General features: G+C 63.3%; 19 protein-coding genes and 1 other RNA gene. 16 read left to right on the top strand and 4 right to left on the bottom strand.

Annotated features, from left to right (window positions below; all coding sequences use genetic code 11):
- Positions 1-11: 11 nt before the first annotated feature.
- From QRM60_RS02020 to QRM60_RS01990, 7 genes are read left to right on the top strand one after another with little or no spacing between them, the layout of a single operon-like run.
- On the top strand, positions 12-302 hold the full coding sequence (locus QRM60_RS02020; protein ID WP_285445471.1) for a hypothetical protein: 291 nt from the start codon (positions 12-14) through the stop codon (positions 300-302).
- On the top strand, positions 299-760 hold the full coding sequence (locus tag QRM60_RS02015) for a DUF1833 family protein (RefSeq protein ID WP_115540038.1): 462 nt from the start codon (positions 299-301) through the stop codon (positions 758-760). Before QRM60_RS02020 ends, QRM60_RS02015 begins: the two co-directional genes overlap by 4 nt.
- Complete coding sequence (locus tag QRM60_RS02010; protein WP_285445470.1) at positions 760-1,152, top strand: peptidoglycan endopeptidase; 393 nt, start codon at positions 760-762, stop codon at positions 1,150-1,152. The genes QRM60_RS02015 and QRM60_RS02010 overlap by 1 nt, the downstream gene beginning before the upstream one ends.
- Entirely contained in the window at positions 1,152-5,501 is a 4,350-nt protein-coding gene (locus tag QRM60_RS02005; RefSeq protein ID WP_285445469.1) for a host specificity factor TipJ family phage tail protein, read from the top strand. The genes QRM60_RS02010 and QRM60_RS02005 overlap by 1 nt, the downstream gene beginning before the upstream one ends.
- Positions 5,498-5,809, top strand: coding sequence for a hypothetical protein (locus QRM60_RS02000; RefSeq protein ID WP_285445468.1), 312 nt, complete (start codon positions 5,498-5,500; stop codon positions 5,807-5,809). Before QRM60_RS02005 ends, QRM60_RS02000 begins: the two co-directional genes overlap by 4 nt.
- A gap of 1 nt (position 5,810) precedes the next feature.
- The gene (locus tag QRM60_RS01995; RefSeq protein ID WP_285445467.1) at positions 5,811-6,488 is read left to right on the top strand and encodes a hypothetical protein; all 678 of its coding nucleotides are present in this window, start codon (positions 5,811-5,813) and stop codon (positions 6,486-6,488) included.
- A 2-nt stretch (positions 6,489-6,490) separates the two neighbouring features.
- Positions 6,491-7,141, top strand: coding sequence for a hypothetical protein (locus QRM60_RS01990; RefSeq protein ID WP_285445466.1), 651 nt, complete (start codon positions 6,491-6,493; stop codon positions 7,139-7,141).
- 18 nt (positions 7,142-7,159) lie between these two features.
- Here the strand turns inward: QRM60_RS01990 and QRM60_RS01985 are convergent, their stop codons facing one another.
- Entirely contained in the window at positions 7,160-7,609 is a 450-nt protein-coding gene (locus QRM60_RS01985) for a hypothetical protein (protein ID WP_285445465.1), read from the bottom strand.
- A gap of 284 nt (positions 7,610-7,893) precedes the next feature.
- On the opposite strand from QRM60_RS01985, the gene QRM60_RS01980 reads away from it, so the two are divergent.
- The 7 genes from QRM60_RS01980 to QRM60_RS01950 all read left to right on the top strand — a co-directional run bounded on the left by QRM60_RS01980 (position 7,894) and on the right by QRM60_RS01950 (position 11,080).
- Positions 7,894-8,256 (top strand): hypothetical protein, encoded by a 363-nt coding sequence (locus QRM60_RS01980; RefSeq protein ID WP_285445464.1) that lies wholly within the window; start codon positions 7,894-7,896, stop codon positions 8,254-8,256.
- Between the two features lie 127 nt (positions 8,257-8,383).
- Positions 8,384-8,581, top strand: a complete 198-nt coding sequence (locus tag QRM60_RS01975) for a hypothetical protein (protein WP_285445463.1) — start codon at positions 8,384-8,386, stop codon at positions 8,579-8,581.
- A 24-nt stretch (positions 8,582-8,605) separates the two neighbouring features.
- The gene (locus QRM60_RS01970) at positions 8,606-8,830 is read left to right on the top strand and encodes a hypothetical protein (protein ID WP_285445462.1); all 225 of its coding nucleotides are present in this window, start codon (positions 8,606-8,608) and stop codon (positions 8,828-8,830) included.
- 9 nt (positions 8,831-8,839) lie between these two features.
- Positions 8,840-9,766, top strand: a complete 927-nt coding sequence (locus tag QRM60_RS01965) for an SOS response-associated peptidase family protein (protein ID WP_285445461.1) — start codon at positions 8,840-8,842, stop codon at positions 9,764-9,766.
- Between the two features lie 130 nt (positions 9,767-9,896).
- Entirely contained in the window at positions 9,897-10,130 is a 234-nt protein-coding gene (locus tag QRM60_RS01960; protein WP_285445460.1) for a hypothetical protein, read from the top strand.
- A gap of 358 nt (positions 10,131-10,488) precedes the next feature.
- Complete coding sequence (locus tag QRM60_RS01955; RefSeq protein ID WP_285445459.1) at positions 10,489-10,893, top strand: hypothetical protein; 405 nt, start codon at positions 10,489-10,491, stop codon at positions 10,891-10,893.
- Between the two features lie 25 nt (positions 10,894-10,918).
- Positions 10,919-11,080: a hypothetical protein gene (locus tag QRM60_RS01950; protein WP_285445458.1), complete on the top strand. Its 162-nt coding sequence runs from the start codon at positions 10,919-10,921 to the stop codon at positions 11,078-11,080.
- Positions 11,081-11,164: 84 nt separating this feature from the next.
- Here QRM60_RS01950 and QRM60_RS01945 read toward each other — a convergent pair whose 3' ends face one another.
- Together QRM60_RS01945 and ssrA are read right to left on the bottom strand one after the other, a co-directional pair.
- Complete coding sequence (locus QRM60_RS01945; RefSeq protein ID WP_285445457.1) at positions 11,165-12,403, bottom strand: integrase arm-type DNA-binding domain-containing protein; 1,239 nt, start codon at positions 12,401-12,403, stop codon at positions 11,165-11,167.
- A gap of 104 nt (positions 12,404-12,507) precedes the next feature.
- Positions 12,508-12,904: a transfer-messenger RNA gene (gene ssrA / locus QRM60_RS01940) on the bottom strand.
- Positions 12,905-13,037: 133 nt separating this feature from the next.
- Here ssrA and QRM60_RS01935 point away from each other — a divergent pair.
- A complete protein-coding gene (locus QRM60_RS01935; protein WP_285445456.1) occupies positions 13,038-15,497 on the top strand; it encodes a S8 family serine peptidase in 2,460 nt (819 codons plus the stop codon).
- Between the two features lie 224 nt (positions 15,498-15,721).
- On the opposite strand, the gene smpB is transcribed toward QRM60_RS01935, so the two are convergent.
- Entirely contained in the window at positions 15,722-16,225 is a 504-nt protein-coding gene (gene smpB / locus QRM60_RS01930) for an SsrA-binding protein SmpB (RefSeq protein ID WP_011036652.1), read from the bottom strand.
- Between the two features lie 60 nt (positions 16,226-16,285).
- Between smpB and QRM60_RS01925 the strand changes: the two genes are divergently transcribed.
- On the top strand, positions 16,286-16,717 hold the full coding sequence (locus QRM60_RS01925) for a type II toxin-antitoxin system RatA family toxin (protein WP_011036653.1): 432 nt from the start codon (positions 16,286-16,288) through the stop codon (positions 16,715-16,717).

Genomic DNA, 16,717 nt, shown 5'->3' with positions numbered 1-16,717 from the left:
CGGATCCCTCCGTGGAGCGCACCGAGATGGAGCGCGGGCCGGCCAAGCAGGCAATCATCAACACGCGCGTGATGCTGGAGCTGCCAGTCACCATGGTGTTCCTGACTGCCGAGTCGATGGCTGCGTTCGACGTCTTCTATTTCGACGAAATCGGGCGTGTTGGCTACTTCACCATGGTGCATCCACGCACGCGGCAGCAAATCTCTGCGCGCTTCAAGGGCGGTGCAATCGGTCGCCTTCAGGCCACCAATTCCGCGTTCACGCAGGGCACGCGGCAGGCTGTTTTGGAGTATCGGCGATGAGCACATTTCTTGAGCGCCGGCAGCGCGTTACAGATCGAGTTGGACCTCTCGAGCTGTTGGAAATGACGGCGCCATCCTTCGGAGCGGTGCTACGCATCGCCAATGACACCGAGGACTGGGTAAGCAACGGAAACACCTACTTCGGTTATCCGTTCCGCTTTACGGCGCCGACCGACTCGGCTGGACAGACGCCGCGGGCGCAGCTTGAGGTGGACAACGTCGGTCGCGGTATCACCGACGACCTGGAGCGTATGCAGCCAAATGAGATGGTGATGTGCCGCTACCTCATCACCGACAAGGCGGCTCCCGATCTGATCGCGCGGCGCATGTACTTGCCGATGACACAGGTGCGCGCGGCTGGTCCGCTGATCACTGCGCAGATCGGCATGGATTTCTTCATGCGGCAGCAGGCGGTAAAGCTGCGAGCGAATCCGCACACGCTCCCGGGGATCTTCTGATGCGCACGGCTGACGTTGAGCGCTTTCTCAACATCCCGTACGACGCCGACACCAATGACTGCGCAGATCTTGTCGTCCAGGTGCAGCACGAGCTGTTCGGGCGGGAGGTACAGATGCCAGCCAGGCGGCCACGTGGCGCGGCGGGGCAAGTGGCGCTGGGCGAATTGTCACAGGCCTACGCGGTAGCGACCACCACGCCGGTGGACGGCGACTTGGTGCTGATGTTCGACAAGGGCCAAAGCCGGCCGGGACACGTCGGCGTCTTCTTCTACCTGGCCCACGAAGGCTGGGTTCTTCACACAACCAGCGCGCTCGGCAGCAGCTGGCTGCACCGGGTGCGCGAGCTGCCGGACTACGGCGCAAGGATCGAGGGGTATTACACATGGGTCTGATGACCACTCCTGCTGCCAACGGCCAACTGGTGCTGACACCGCATCCGGTCACCCTGGAAGGGCAGCGACACATTGCGATGGACCTGCGGGCGGGCGAGCGCCTGTGCGAGTTCCTGCACCGGCACGTGATCGATTTGGATCAGGGCGACTGGACGGTGTCCATCGGCGGCCGTGCTGTGCCGCGGCACCTCTGGGCCTATGTCTATCCGAAGGATGGCCAGGTCATTGAGGTGCGCGGCGCAGTTGGCCGGAACGCGCTTTACATCGTGGCGATGGCTGCATTGATCTACTTCACCGGCGGCGCTGGCGCGACCTGGGCGGCGGGTTTGGGTACGACCGGTGCGGCAGTGGCATACACCGCCGCGTTCGTTGTTGGTGCCATCGTCATCAACAAGGTGCTCGGGCCAAAGGTCGAAAGCCCGGCTGCCGCGAGCAATGCCGGCACGGTCTACAGCCTGGGTGCTGCACGCAACCGTCCGCGCCCATACGAGCCGCTGGGTCTGCTTTTTGGTCGCATGCGCATCGCGCCGGATGTCGCAAGCACCACGTACTCGTTCTACGAGGGCGACGACCAGTACCTCGGGATGGTGCTGACTCCGGGCATCGGCGTGGGTCGCGTGGGCGCCTTCTCCAACGGCGACACGCTGCTGTCGAGCTACGAGGGCGTGAGCATCTACCACGCCGGCTACAGCCAGATGCCGGATGAGTCAATTCCGCTTTACAGCAATGTGGACACCATCGACGGCGGCGAGCTGCCGGACACCGCCGACTTCGTGACGCGCACCAGCAGCGCCGACACCGTGCGCATCCAGATCAACCTGGAATACGTGCTCGGCGGCGTGGGGACCTCGGGCAAGGCCTACAACGTCTCCGAAACCGTGCAGGTGCAGTACGCGCAAGCGGGCAGCGGGATCTGGGCCACGCTGGCCACCCAGACGTTCACCGGCGACAAGCTCGACGTCAGCAAGCGGGCGACCCTGTCTGCAGATGTGCCCAAGGGCCAGTACGACGTGCGCGTGCGCATCCTCGGCCTGGGCAACTACGACGGCGACAACACCCAGCGCAACGACTTCCAGTGGTCGACAATGGGCAGCGTCCAGGCCGACGGCGCGACCTATGACGGGATCTCGCGCACCGGGATTCTCCTCAAGGCAACGGGGCAACTCAACGGCCAGCCGGACCAGCTGCGCGCCGAGCACATCGCCGCGCCGATTCCAGTGTGGCGCAACGGCTCGTGGGTGACCGAGGAAACCAGCAACAACGGCGCGCACATCCTCAAGTACGCGCGTGGCTACTTCAACAAGAAGGGCAAGCTGATCGCCGGCATGGGCAAGTCCGACGAAGAGATCGACATCGAATCGCTGCAGGGCTTCATGGCCCACTGCGAGGCCAATGGCTACACCTACGACTATTGGCTGACCGAGGAGCGCAGCCACGATGAGGTGCTGCAGGCGATCGCGCTGGCCGGCATGGGGCAGGTGACGTGGGCCGGTGGTCGCCTATCCGTTGTGTGGGCTGCAGACGAACAACCGCTGTCGGGCGTGGTCAACATGGCGGAGATGAAGAAGGGCAGCTTCAGCGTGGACTACACGCTGGCAAGCGCTGCCGACGGTATCGAATACAGCTATTTCGACAGCACCACCAACAAGGTCGAGACCCTGCGCGTGCCCGCGCCGGGCGTGGAAACCATGCTCAATCCTGCGCGCCTCACCGGCGAGGGCATCGGCCGCGAGGCGCATGCCGCCGAGATGGCGCGTTATCACCTGGGACAGAGCCTGTACCAGTACAAGGACATCGGGTTCGCCCAGGACCTGCAGTACCTGGCGTACCGCCGCATGTCGATGCTCTCGATCTCCCACGACCTCACGCAGTGGGGTTTCGGCGGGCGCGTCGTTGCGGCAGAGCGCAGCCCACTGCTAGGAACGGTCACCTTGACGCTGGACGAGCCGGTGCCGCCGCCCGATGCACGCAGCGCCTTCATCGGCCTGCGTATTCCGGGCGAGGCGGTCTACCGCACCTTCCGCGTGCGTAGCTTCACCGAGGCGACCGACACCATCCAGCTTGTGGAGGAATGGCCGGACGATGCGCCGTTGCCGGGCGAGGGCTACGCCGACTCGATGGTGCAGGGCGGTTGGCAGGACAATCCAGCGCACGACACGGTGTGGATTTACGACTTCAAGGCCACACCGGGCTTGCGCGTCCGCGTTGTTGCGATCGAGCCGGAAAGCGATCTGAAGGGCGCGAGCATCAGCGTTGTGCCCGAGTCGCCGGAGTTCTGGACCTACGTCAAGACCGGCCAGTACATCCCGCCGGACAGCGGCTCGTCCCTGGCTACCCGGCCAGTCATGAGCAACCTGCGCATTGATGAGGACCAGATCACCACCGGTGACGTCACCGCGACCGACCTGGTGGCCACGTTCGACATCAGCGGCCCGTTCGATCATGCCGTGGTGTACGCCTCAGCGTCCGACGGCAACGGCGAGCTGCAGGAAGTGGCGCAGACGCGCACCCGCACAGCGCGGTGGCGCATCCCACGCGCCGGTACCTACACGATCAACGTGCGCCCGTTCGGTCCGGATGGGCAGCTGGGCATCGGCGCCTCGCTGATCTACACGACCATCGGCGCGGATGCGCCTCCGGTGAACTACGACATCTTCGACGTGGAGGAGATCTCCGGCGGCATCCGGCGTTACACCTGGGGCTTCTGGACCGACACCATCCAGTCGGCCAACCTGGCCGGCGCGGAGATCCGCTACATCGAGGCGCCGGAGCAGGGCGCCCCGATGCCTGCGTGGGATGCCATGACGCCGGTGGGCGACAGCGGCTACCACACCGGTGCGTTCGACTCGCCCATCCCGGCCTCGGGCAAGTGGACGTTCGCCATCCGTGCGCGCAACACCAACGGCACGCTGTCGGTGGCGGCGAAGTACATCACCAAGACGCTGGGCAAGAACCTGGGCGAGCTACAGGAGGAGATGCAGCAGGCGATCGACCAGACCACCGAGGAGATCCGGCAGGGCTTCCTCGAAGCGGCTGCGCGCGATGAGGAGCTGGCCAACCAGCTGCAGCAGCAGGCACAAGATCTCGCCAACCTTCAGGCGCTGGTCGAGGCCCCGGAGTGGGTGGATCAGGCGTGGCCCGCTGGTTCGATCGTCAAGAACGCCGGGGGCCTGTACGTCGCCAAGCAGGACGTGCCGGTGGGCACAGCCATCGCCGACACTGCGTTCTGGTCCTACATCGGGCAGTACGCCAGCCTGGCCGAGGCGGTCGGTGCCATCGGCGTGGCGATGCAGCAGGTGACCACCGACGTACAGCAAGTTGAGCAAGAGCTGCAGGTCCTCGCACAGGACGTCAGTGGTGTGCGGTCCAGTCTTGCCGGCAAGGCCGACGCCTCGGCAGTGCAGGCGCTCACAACACGCCTGACTCAGGCAGAAAACAACGTGACGTCGCTGTCGCAGTTGATCAACACGGTGCAGTCTTCGCTGAGCGGTAAAGCGGATGCAAGTGCACTCCAGGCCTTGCAAACGCAGGTTTCGCAGCTTGGTAATGAGGTCACATCGCAGGCCACGGCGATCACCCGGGTCAACACAAAGCTGTTGGCAGGCAATCCAAATCTGATCGCCAATCCCACGGGCAGAGTGGATACAGCGGGTTGGACGGGCATCACGCCAGTCAGACGTTTGACCTTCAGCTTTGGGCCGTACTTGTCAGTCGACGCCAGCTCTACGGCAGCGACCAAGTATTGGTATTACTACGTCAACGATATGCCGCCAGGCCAGTACACCTTCAGCGGTGAGTTCTATGCGGGCAGCTCCAACGTCACGGACATGATTGCGCAATGCGAGACGGCAACGGGCACGGTGACAGCACAAAGCGCGGCGCTGACATTCCCGGGTGACCGTACATGGGCGCGTCGCGAAGTGACGTTCACCGCACCGGCCGGCACTACCCGCATCGGCCTGTATGTCCGAGGGTTCGGGGCCTATCAGCAGATCGCTTGGCGTCGGTTGAAGTTGGAGGCGGGCGCGATCGCCACCGCGTTTACGGAAGAGGCGGCAAACGCACAGCAGGCAAGTGCAACCCAGTCGCTGTCGACACGTGTGACGCGAACAGAGAATGGCGTGGCGAGCTATGAGGCTTCGGCCACGCTCGCACTCGACGTCAATGGCCGAGTTGCAGGTATCCGCTCTGTCAACAACGGCACAACTGCAACGATCGACTTCGCATTCGACAAGGTGCGCTTCATTGGTGTGGATGCCGGCCAGGGCCGCAGCGAAATCATCAGCGGCAAGATTTACTGCTATGCACCCAATGGTGTGCAGGTGGTCGCCATCGGTGCGGGTGTATGACGACCTTTCTGCGCGTTACCGATGAGGCAACCAATGTGGTGCTGCTGCAAGTCACCGATCAGCCCGATTCGGATCTGCTGACGCAGCACATGGGCGCGATCGGCATCGCCAGCGGTAGCGCCGGCTCTGTAGGTGTTCCGATCACCGGAAGCGCCAACCAGCTGTATTACTGGTTCGTGGCAGACAGCGGAGCCGGCAACAGCCTGCTTCCGTACATCACCGACGACGGCAACACGATTAGCTGGAATGTGCCGTCAGCGACCCTGACCGCCCTCGCCGGCGGCACCTTGTTCTACGGGAGGTTTTGACGTGGCCTTCGTTCGCATCAATGCCGGTCCCAATCGAGTGGTGATCTCGGAGGATTGGAAAAATTTGGCGCTGGCATCAAAGCAAACCATCACACCCAGTGGCAGCGGTGTGCTGAAGACGTGGAGCTTGACTATAGTCGGCACGAATCCGGCACTGGCGTTCCTGGGCGAGAGCAATGCTGTGCTCGCCCAACGCACCCAGAGCGGCAACAACTTCACCTTTAGCGGTTGGACAACAAGCGGCAGCTTCGCTGCATACGTGTTCGATGAGCCCAACTTCGGCCGCATGAAGTACTTCTGGGTCCGTAATCCGGCAAACAATCAGGTCGTGTTCGACGCGACCCTCAAGTACATGAAGGTGCGCGGGCTGCTGCAGGGCAACGCTAACCAGGGCGGGTCGATCACCTTGCCGGCCGGCCGAACCTACGCCGCGCTGGCCGGCTCCACCGGCAACATCATGCTGGCCATCGGCGGCCTGGTTGGCGGTGGTCCGCAGTGGCAGGTGCAGGTGTTGTGGCGCAAAGGCGTGATCAACATTAACGGTAACGTCGCATCCATCTCCGCCATCGATACCGCCCAGGATCTGCGCACCGGCACCGACCGAAATCCTCAGCCACCCCCTGGCAATTACGGCCAGGCTTGGGTGCGCGCTCCCATCCTCGACGTCACTGGATACTGACCATGCTTATCAGCGAAAACCCAACCTTCGGCACGCAGACCAACATCGTGTCGCCCCGCATCGAGATCCGATGGAACCCGGCCACCAACGACGGGCCGGTCGAGTTCCACCTTGAGCAGATCACCACCAAGCCGCACCCCGATGGTTGGATGCAGACGCTGGAGCGCTTCTTCCTGCGCGTGCTCACGGTGCAGATCAGCGACCTGATCGGCCGCAGCTACGACATCACCGCGCCGGTTACGACTGATGTCGACCCAGCGACTGGCACGGCCATGGAGGTGCCGGGCGAGACGGTCACCGAGCCTGGCGTGCACCTGTTGCTGGGCATCAAGGCGGCCACCCGCGCGGCCTACGATGCGAACGTGGTAACCCCCGACCCGGATGCAGATCCGCTTGCGCGACAGATCACGATCATCTGGAACCCGATCAACGACACCGGCACCGTCACGTTCCAGGTCGAGGACCGCGGCGCCGTCCTCGGCGTGCTGGCAGCGCCCATCGCCGACCTGATTGCGCCGACCTACGCCATCCGCTATCCCGGCGCGGAAGCGTCGCAGGCGCTGGAGGGCTGGAAGCTCCAGGCGTTGATCAAGGCCGCTACGGATGTGGCTATCGCAGATAGCTTGGCCGGCGCGGCGAGTGCGGCTGCCTGAGCACGAGGGGCGGCCGCATCAGCGTTCGATGGCCGCGACCTTGCGCACGCCGTTGCGGTCTTGGTACTTGATGGACCACGGAGTGATCAGGTAGCCCGGGCGGAATCGGAGGGTGAGGGTGAAGTGGTCTTCGCGCGCATCCCTGGCGATGCCGTTAACCAGCACATACGGCGCGGCAGTCTTCGGGACGGTGCAGTCGTCGGTATAGCCGTCGGTCTTGAACGCCAGGGTGTACGGGCCGCCGCCAAGGAGCTGCCCGCACACAATTGCGTGGGCGGTGACCGACGCGGCACGAGCACGCGGCGCAATGCGGACGACGAACTGGTCTAGCGTCTCGCCGGTCGTTGAAGTCTCTTGGTGCAGCACGGCGGACTGGCCGAATTTTGCCGCAGTGGACGGGTCGCCTGCGAAGGCTTGCGCACTGGCAGCGAAGAGGGCCAGCGCTACGGCAAATGAGGTTAGGTGCATTCCGTTCTCCGAATTAGATATACCGGCCTTCGCCGGCGGCCCGAGGTCATCTCGGCGCAGGGCCAAGATGCAGCGCGAGCACATCCGAAAAAACGTTCAGTTGAAGTGTCGCAGCACGCTTGCTTCGCTCAGGGAAATCCGACCCCTCGCTGCGGTACATGCTGATAGCGGCGATCAGCTACGGCGCGCAGTCTGCACAGGCCGGACGCGGAGCCAAGATGGCCGCTCAACCCGCGGAGCTTTGAGCAAGCTCTAGCCGGCTCCCCCGATAACATGGAGAAGTTATGAAGAGCTTGCTTGCCACCGTTCTAGCTGCAGCATCTTTGCTGGCAGCTTCGTCTGTTGAAGCTGCTACTTACCAAACGATAGTGCAGGGATTCGCACGCGCCGCACCGCGCAGCACTGTCGATGCAACTCCTCAATGCCCTGCAGGATTTACGCCGATCTCTGGCGGATGGAACACCAGTGACCCCAACAGCGTCACGTTTGTTGGAGGGCTGCCGGAGAACAACAACGCAACACAGTCGATGAATGCTGGACGCTTCTCTGTTGTCGGCAGTTACCCGAACGGCAACGGTTGGCGCACCTATGGGTACGTCAATGGCGCAGCGATCATCAACATCTACACGGTCTGCGCATCGCCATAAGACTGCATGCTTCACTCGCTGGACGCGGGGGCCGTTGGCAGCTCATCCCGCGTGGCGCTTGAGCAGCGCCCCGCCAGCACTGTCAGATGAAACCCTCCAGGTCGCCGTTCGTGAGCACACCGAGCCGATGACCCCAGGACGCGATGAGTTCTACTACCTCAGCTGCATCGGCTGGGTAGCGGGCCAGCAGCTCTGCCTCGAATTGCTGGAGCACCTCAAGCGGCTTGGCCGCGCCAGCGACCCGGTGCTGAAGTTGTTCGAAAAGGCTGAGCGGTGCGGCTTCGTCCATACGGCAGAGTCTACGTTCCGCGATCTCAAGCAGTGAGACGCCTCGGCCGATACTGGCCGCATGGACAGAGCCCAACTCCGAACCCACCTGGAAAACCTCGACGCCGCGGTGCCGCCGCTGCTCAAGAGCAGCCCCGACCGCTGCCACTTCTGGCAGGCCTTCGCCGGCATGGCGGACATCATCGAGGACGGCGCCGTCACGGGGGAGGATGCCCAATTCGTGTCCCGACGACTCGACGAGATCCTGGCCTGGCATGGCCTGGAAGACGCCGACCGCGACTGTTGAGAGGCTGCCATGTGTTATTCCGCCCAGGTCCAAGCCGAGTTCAAAGCATTCCAGCGGGCGTTCGGCGCTGTGATGGACATCAATGCGTACGTCAAAGCGTTTTGGTGGGACCAGGGCAAGGATCCTCGCCGGGTGAAGGCGCCGCGCGCAATGGTGCGCGAGCTGCTGGAGATCGGACCGCCCGAGCTGCAAGAGAACCTGCGCGCGGCGGATGGAGCCGAGGCTGACACGCTCACGCGCGAGATATTCGACCAGAAGCGCCGTGTCGGCGATGCCGAACGGGCACTGCAGGTCAGGGAAACGAAGAAGGCGCGCGCGGACGTGCGCATCGGCACGAACAAAATCCAGCAGGCGCAGCGGCGCCTCGACTCGCTCAAGGGCACGCGCGGCCAGGACGACAGTCGGATATTCCCGGGCGTCTACTGCCCGGTGCTGGTGATCGAGAACGGTCAGCGGGTCGTCAAGCCGATGCGCTACCAGTGCCGCCCGGCCGGCACGCCGGCGGTGTACGACCGGAAATTTCCCGGCACCTACAACGCCCGCCGGGACAACCTGGAGGGCTTTTGGCGCCGGCAGTTCGGCTACACCCATGGGCTGATGGTGGCCGACCGGTTCTACGAGAACGTCGAGGGCCCAGACGGCCAGAACCAGCGCATCGAATTCGTGCCGCGCACCGGCGAGTCGATGCTTGTGGCGTGCCTCTGGTCGCACTGGCGCGATCCCGCCGGCATTGAGCCTGACCTGCTGTCGTTCGCTGCGATTACCGACGAGCCAGAGCCGGAGGTCGCCGCCGCTGGCCATGACCGGACGATCATCAACATCAAGCCCGAGCACGTCGACGCCTGGCTCAATCCGGATCCTCGCAACCTGGATGCGCTGTACGCCATCTTCGACGACAAGCGGCACCCGTTCTACGAGCACCGGCTAGCCGCATGACCAGCAACAGCCACAACCAGGATAGATAGCCATGCCATCACGATCTGCACATCGCGCCGCGCTTCAGCGATCTAAGGAGCCGGGCGTCATTGCTCCCGAAGGTGTGGCGCTGCCGCCTCTCCCTCGCGGTATGAACTGGAACAACCCTGTTGTCGGCGAGAAAGTCGACCGGGAAGAATGGCACGTGCTGCGTGTCGGCCCAGGGAACTCAGATGTCCTGGCAAGGATTCGGCGCAATGGGGCAAGTGAGGCCGACGTGTCGCTGAAGGTCGCGGGAAGCCCAGTGATACCGCCGGCGGTAACGCTGCCGATCGCTCAGGCTTTCGAGGTGGCGGCCGAGTTCGCGCGCAGCTTGGCTCGGTAGTTTAGATGCTCCTCATTAGCCCGTCCCAGCCCGTCCCAGCCCGTCTCAACCCGTCTCAACCCGTCTCAACCCGTCTCAGCCCGTCTCAGCCCGTCTCAACCCGTCTCAGCCCGTCTCAGCCCGTCTCAGCCCGTCTCAGTTTGCGCAACACAGACCTAAAGTTGCTTCCAACTCGGCCGAAGATAGAAGGGAAACCAAAGATGTGAAATCACGGTTTTTCTGTAACTTGTTGACAGAAAAGAACAATTTTCTTTTTTGTGAACAGTGTTGCAGTTGATAGCAGAAGTTGAGATGGGTGCACTAGCAAACAGGCGTTTTATGCAGCACCATTCGCCGCCAGTAGCCGTACGCTACTTTTATGAGCCTGGTCAGGGCTCGCTTACGCAAGGAAGATGAACAGATGGGCGATGGGGCAGACCATGACCCGCAGGACAAGTTGCCGGAACTTTTGGCCAGCATTTGGGGTCAAGTAAGTAAGCAAGTGAACAGGCTGATCGAGGCCCATGACCAATTCGGCTTCGTTAAATTTCAGGAGGCTCTGAATCCAAGCCTCACAGAAGTGCTCAAGGCGTTTGAGTTCGTTGACTTCGCCCTCACTCAGCTAGTCGATAGTGGGCTTCTTGGATACGACGAAAAACGAAATGCCTTGAATTCGAAGCAGTGCATCTTGCAGATGAAGCTACTGGCGGTAGCTCTCGATGACGACAGGCAGGATGAGTACGACCGGATCATGGGCGAGTTGCAAGCCCAAGCAAAATTTTAACTACCGTAGCACTTGGAGAGTCAATATGAACGGCGCCACCCTGAACTTTGATCTGTACGCGCTTGCGCGACCGAAGAGCAGGAAAGACATGATTGCGCTGGCGAACGAAGTGGTGGAAGAACTTCGCCAGATCGACAGTCATTTCGATGCTGCCTTTGCGCGCTGCGAAGAGCCTTCCGACGCGTAGGTTTTTTTAGCTGAATTTGAGGTTGAAAGCCCCGCTCCGGCGGGGCTTTTCTGTTTTAAGGTCGATGCCTCGTAAGAGCGATCATCATGAGGAGATACGCAGCTCATCCAGATAGTCGGCCCATCGCTGCATCATGCGCACGCGTTCTGCGAGGTGCGTCGTGCGGTTATAGGCGCGGCCGTTTGGATCCTTTACTGCATGCGCCAGCTGGTGCTCAATGATGTCCGGCCGAAAGCCCAGGATCTCGTCTAGGATCGTGCGCGCCGTGGCGCGGAAGCCGTGGCCGGTCACCGTGCCTACCTCGTAGCCCATGCGTCGCAACGCCGCGTTCACTGCGTTGTCTGACATCGGCCGCAGCTTCGTCCTGGTGCTGGGGAAAAGGTAGCGGCCGGCACCAGTGAGCCGCTGCAAGTCGGCAAGTACTTCGAGTGCCTGGCGCGAGAGCGGGACAACGTGGGGCTGGCGCATCTTCATCTTGTCGGCGGGGATGTTCCACCGAGCGGCCTCAATGTCGAATTCCGACCACTCGGCTTGCCGCAGCTCGCCAGGCCGCACGAACAGCAGTGGCGCCAGCACGAGAGCGCAGCGCGTGACGTGGCTCCCCTTGTAGCCGTCCATGGCGAGCAGGAGCGGCCCCAACTCATCCGGATCCGTCAGTGCCGGCAGGTGGCGTTCGGGCGTTGGCTTCAGCGCACCGCGGAGATCCGCTACTGGGTTGCGGCTGGCACGCCCGGTGGCGATGGCATATCGCATGACCTGGCCGCAGTTCTGCATGACCCGATGCGCCGACTCGAAGGCGCCGCGCTTCTCGATGCGTCTGGCCACTGCCAGGAATTCGGGCGCTTCCAGTTCCGCCGCCGGCCGCGCGCCGATATAGGGGAATACGTCGCTCGTGAACCATCCGACGACCTTCACGCGGTACCCGTCCACCCAGTTGCGCTTCTCCAGCCACTCGTTGGCGATCACTTCGAAGGTATTGGCGCCGAGAATCGCCCGCGCTGCCGTCGCGGCTCTGCGGTGTTCGCCGGGGTCGATGCCCTGAGCCAGCAGCTGGCGCGCTTCGTCCCGCCGCTGCCTGGCCAGCGCCAGCGGCACGTCTGGATAGACGCCGATGGCCAGCCGCTTCTCCTTGCCCCCGAACCGATACTTCAGGCGCCACCAGCGCCCGCCCTTGGGCGAAACCTCTAGATAAAGCCCGTCGCTGTCGTACATGCGTTGGGTCTTTGCGGCAGGTTTGGCGCGGCGTATTGCGAGATCGGTCAGTGGGGGCATCTGGATTGCTGGTGGGGGCAGGTGCCCCAAAATATGCCCCCAACGTCGCATAGCCTGATACGTTCACCTACGCACTTCTGCGCACATAAAAAAGGCCGAGAACCCTTGTTTTACGGGGGTTCCCGGCCTTCTTCGGATCTTCAAGATCCGCTCATTGGTGGAGGTGGGCGGAATCGAACCGCCGTCCGGAAGCACTCCATCCCCAGCACTACATGCTTATCCCTCCGTTAGATCTCGTTCCCAGGCAGCACGGCGGGCAAAGCGCACCTGAAAACCAGCCTGCTTGATCTAACCGATAGCTGACAGGCAGCCACTACCGGCGGTTCCGTGATAATGACCCTACATCTACGAGCACGGGCACAAGTAGTTTCGGGGGTTCGCCTTAGGCGGCTGTAGAACTACAACTAAAGCCAATTAAGCGGCGATAGCGAAGTCCGAACCGTAGTTGTCGTCGTTGGCAACTAAAAGTTTGCTGCTGGATTAACGAGGAAAGCTGCCCCCTCGGCATGCGCCAAGCGACTTCGCGACCCCCGTCGAAACCAGTGCACCCCCGGGGAAAGCATCAAAACGCTGACGTGACCAGTGTAGGGATCGGCGCGGCCGGTCACAAGTAGTGAGATAGGCAGCGCTTACAGTGGCTTCAGTTGCACAGACCGGAACTATCCGGAAGTGAAGGAGCCACTGGATGAGCACAGGCAAGCGCCCCACCGGCCCGCGCACGACGCGCGCCGCAACCAAGAAGACCGCCAAGGCCGCCCCGCCGGCCAAGCGCCGTCCGGCGCGTCAGGCCACCGCCAAGGCGGAAACGCAAGAGGAAAACGGCCATCGCACTCGGGTGCAGGGTAAAGCCCGCACCGTCATCTACATCCATGGCATTGGCAACAAGCCGCCGGCTGAGGTATTGCGCTGCCAGTGGGACAAGGCCTTGTTCGGCCGCCCGATGGGTGAGCGCACGCGGCTGGCGTACTGGGTCAACCGCGAGCGCTACCCGGTGCCGGAGCCCGGCAGTTGCGATGGCCGCGATGTGGGGCCGGCGTTGAACCAGAGCGTGCAGCGGGCGTTGAGCACGCTGGGGTTGGTGCCGGGCGAGCAGGACCTGCACGCGCTGGCCGATGCGCTGGCACAGAGCGAGCAGGAGCGTGCTGATCTGCACCAGATGCTGGACGAGTTGCAGGCCGCGCCACTCGCCGGCGGCGTGCAGGCGAAGGGGCCGATCGATGCGATCAACCGCGTGCTGCTGCGGCTGATTTCCGCGGCGCTGCTGCAGGACGTGCACGATCTGTTCTTTGTCCCGGAGCGGGCCGCGCAGATGCGCGAAAGCCTGGCGCAACGGTTGCGCGCCGGTGGCGGGCCGTTCGTGGTGGTGGCGCACAGCCAGGGCTCGATGATTGCCTACGACGTGCTGCGGCAGTTGCAGGCCGATGGCTGCGAGGTGGCGCTATTTCTGACCCTGGGCTCGCCGCTGGGCTTGCCGCAGGTGCGCAGCATGTTCAAGCGCTGGACCGGGACGCGCAAACTGCCGTTCCCCGACTGCGTGCGGCGCTGGGTCAACGTGGCCGAAACGCGCGATCCGATCGCGCTGGATCCAGACCTGACCGACGACATCGCCAATGCCAAGGGGCGGTTCGAGAACATCGCCGCCGCGCGGCTCAACCCGGACTGGGAGCACAACCCGCATTCGGGCTCGGGGTATTTGGCCATTGCGCAGGTGCGTGCAGCGGTGCGGCAGGCGGTGGGTGTGGGCTTCGATCAGCCGGTTTCCAATGCGGTGCTGATCAAGGACCTCAGTGAGCAGCTCGAAGCGCACGGCGCGGACTACCGGCACGAGGTGTTGATCGAGCTGGACCGTCGCGTCCTGGGTGCGGACCCGGCCGGCGTGCGTGCGCAATTGCTCACCCACATGCGCCAGATTGCCGGGCATAGCACCGGCCTGGACGGCGATGCATTGGACGACGCGATCGAACTCGAAGACAGCCTGCAGCGCTTCATTTCGGCGCGGCTGACGCGGTTCGAGATCGAAACGCTGCAAAGCCGCTACCGCGCGCTGGGTTTCCGGCGCGTCTGGCGCGATGCCGGCAAGCGCGCGCTGATTCACGTCTCGGGCAACGTGCTGCATGTGGATGCAGCACGCACGGCGTATCGCGCACGTGGGCAGCAGATCGGCTGGGCGGTCCTGGATACCGGCATTGCGGCCGCGCATCCACATTTCTTCGTGCCCGGCGAACGCGACAACGTGGTGGCGCAGTGGGATTGCACCCGGCGTGGCGCGCCCAAGCGGCTCACGCGGGCCGATGGCAAACGGTTCAACGCACTCGACGGGCACGGCCATGGCACACACATCGCCGGCATCATCGCCGGCTGTTGCCGGGCGACGGTGCCCGATGCCAGTGGCAAGCCGGGCGAACTGCTGGAATTTGCCGGCATGGCGCCGGAGACGCAGCTCTATGGCTTCAAGGTGCTGGACGACGCCGGCAACGGGCGTGATTCGTGGATGATCAAGGCGGTGCAGCACGTGGCCGACCTCAACGAGCGTGCCGGCGAGCTGGTGATCCACGGCGTCAATCTGAGCCTGGGCGGGTGCTTCGATCCGGAAAGCTACGGCTGTGGCTTCACGCCGTTATGCAACGAGTTGCGGCGGTTGTGGCGGCAGGGCGTACTAGTAGTGGTGGCGGCTGGCAACGAAGGCCTGGCCTGGCTGATGCAGAACGACGGCGGTACCTATCCGGCGAACATGGATCTGTCGATCAGCGATCCGGGCAATCTGGAGGACGCGATCGTGGTGGGATCGGTGCACAAGAGCAGCCCGCATAATTACGGCGTGTCGTATTTTTCATCCCGCGGGCCGACTGCCGACGGCCGCTCCAAACCCGATGTGGTCGCCCCGGGCGAGAAGATCCTGTCCGCCTACTACGGCTTCGACCCGCGCGACCCGTCCAGCCTGATGGTCGAAATGAGCGGCACCAGCATGGCCGCACCGCATGTGTCCGGCGTGCTGGCCGGTTTTTTATCCGCACGCCGCGAGTTCATCGGCTTCCCGGACCGGGTCAAGCAACTGCTGCTGGACACCTGCACCGACCTGCAGCGCGATCGTTACGTGCAGGGCCGTGGGGTGCCGAATTTGATGCGGATGCTTGGAGAGGCGTGATTCGGGAGTCGGGATTGGGGATTCGCAAACGCGGTGGTTGGCTGAACAAAAACGGACGCGATGCAGGTTGCAGCCCGAAGGCTGGCTAAGAGCGGTCGCGTCACATGGCGTGGCGGGATCGCACGGCCTCAAAGCAGCCCAAACCATCGCAACTTGCGGTCTCAGCAAATGCTCAGCTCAAGCAGCCCCGTTCTTGCGAATCCCGAATCCCGAATCCCGGCTACTCAGGCATCCCGATTATGCCGCCGCATCACGCGCTGCTTGTCGCGCTGCCAGTCGCGTTCCTTGGCGGCATCGCGCTTGTCGTGCGATTGCTTGCCCTTGGCCAATGCGATCTCCAGCTTGACCTTGTTGCTGCTCCAGTACAGCGCGGTGGGCACCAATGTGTAGCCTTCGCGCTCCACGCGGGTCAGCACCTTGTCGATCTCGGCCCGGTGCAGCAGCAGCTTGCGGTCGCGGCGTTCCACCGGAATCACGTGGGTGGAAGCCTGGATCAACGGGGTGATCTGCGCGCCGATCAGGTAAATCTCGCCCGACCGCACGTAGGCGTAGCCGTCGACGATGTTCGCGCGCCCGGCGCGGATGGCCTTGACCTCCCAGCCCTGCAGGGCCAGGCCGGCTTCATAGCGCTCCTCGAGGTGGTACTCGTGGCGCGCACGTTTGTTCAGGGCGATGGTTTTCGTGGCCGTCGCGCTCTTTGCTTTATCCTTGGCAGGTTTCTTGCTCATGCATCTATTGTCGCCGATTCGGCGTCGCCAAACGATCGCCCGTCTTTCACAAGTCAGAGAATGCCTACCATCCGTCGCAGCGCCCTAGTCGAACACAGCGCCACCCGCATGTTCGATCTGGTCAATGATGTCGCCGCCTATCCGCGCCGCTTCGGCTGGTGCGACGCTGCGCATGTGCTTGAAGAGGACGACGCCCACATCGTGGCGCGGCTGGACCTGGGGCTCGGTTCGTTCCGCACCTGGTTCACCACCGAAAACATCCTGGAGCGGCCCGAACGCATCGTGATGCATCTGCGCGACGGGCCGTTCAAGCGCCTGGAAGGCCTGTGGGAATTTCAGTCGCTGGGTGACAACGCGTGCAAGGTGAGCCTGACCCTTGAAGTGGAAACCAGCTCGCGGCTGCTGGGTCCGGCGCTGGCGCTGGGCTTCCAGGGCCTGGCCGACCGCATGGTCAACGATTTCGTGCGGGTCGCCGATCGCGGCGACGTCTAG

Source organism: Xanthomonas sp. fls2-241-TYG-148 (assembly GCF_030208815.1).
GTDB lineage: Bacteria > Pseudomonadota > Gammaproteobacteria > Xanthomonadales > Xanthomonadaceae > Xanthomonas > Xanthomonas campestris.
This window is presented reverse-complemented; position numbering and strand designations above follow the sequence as displayed.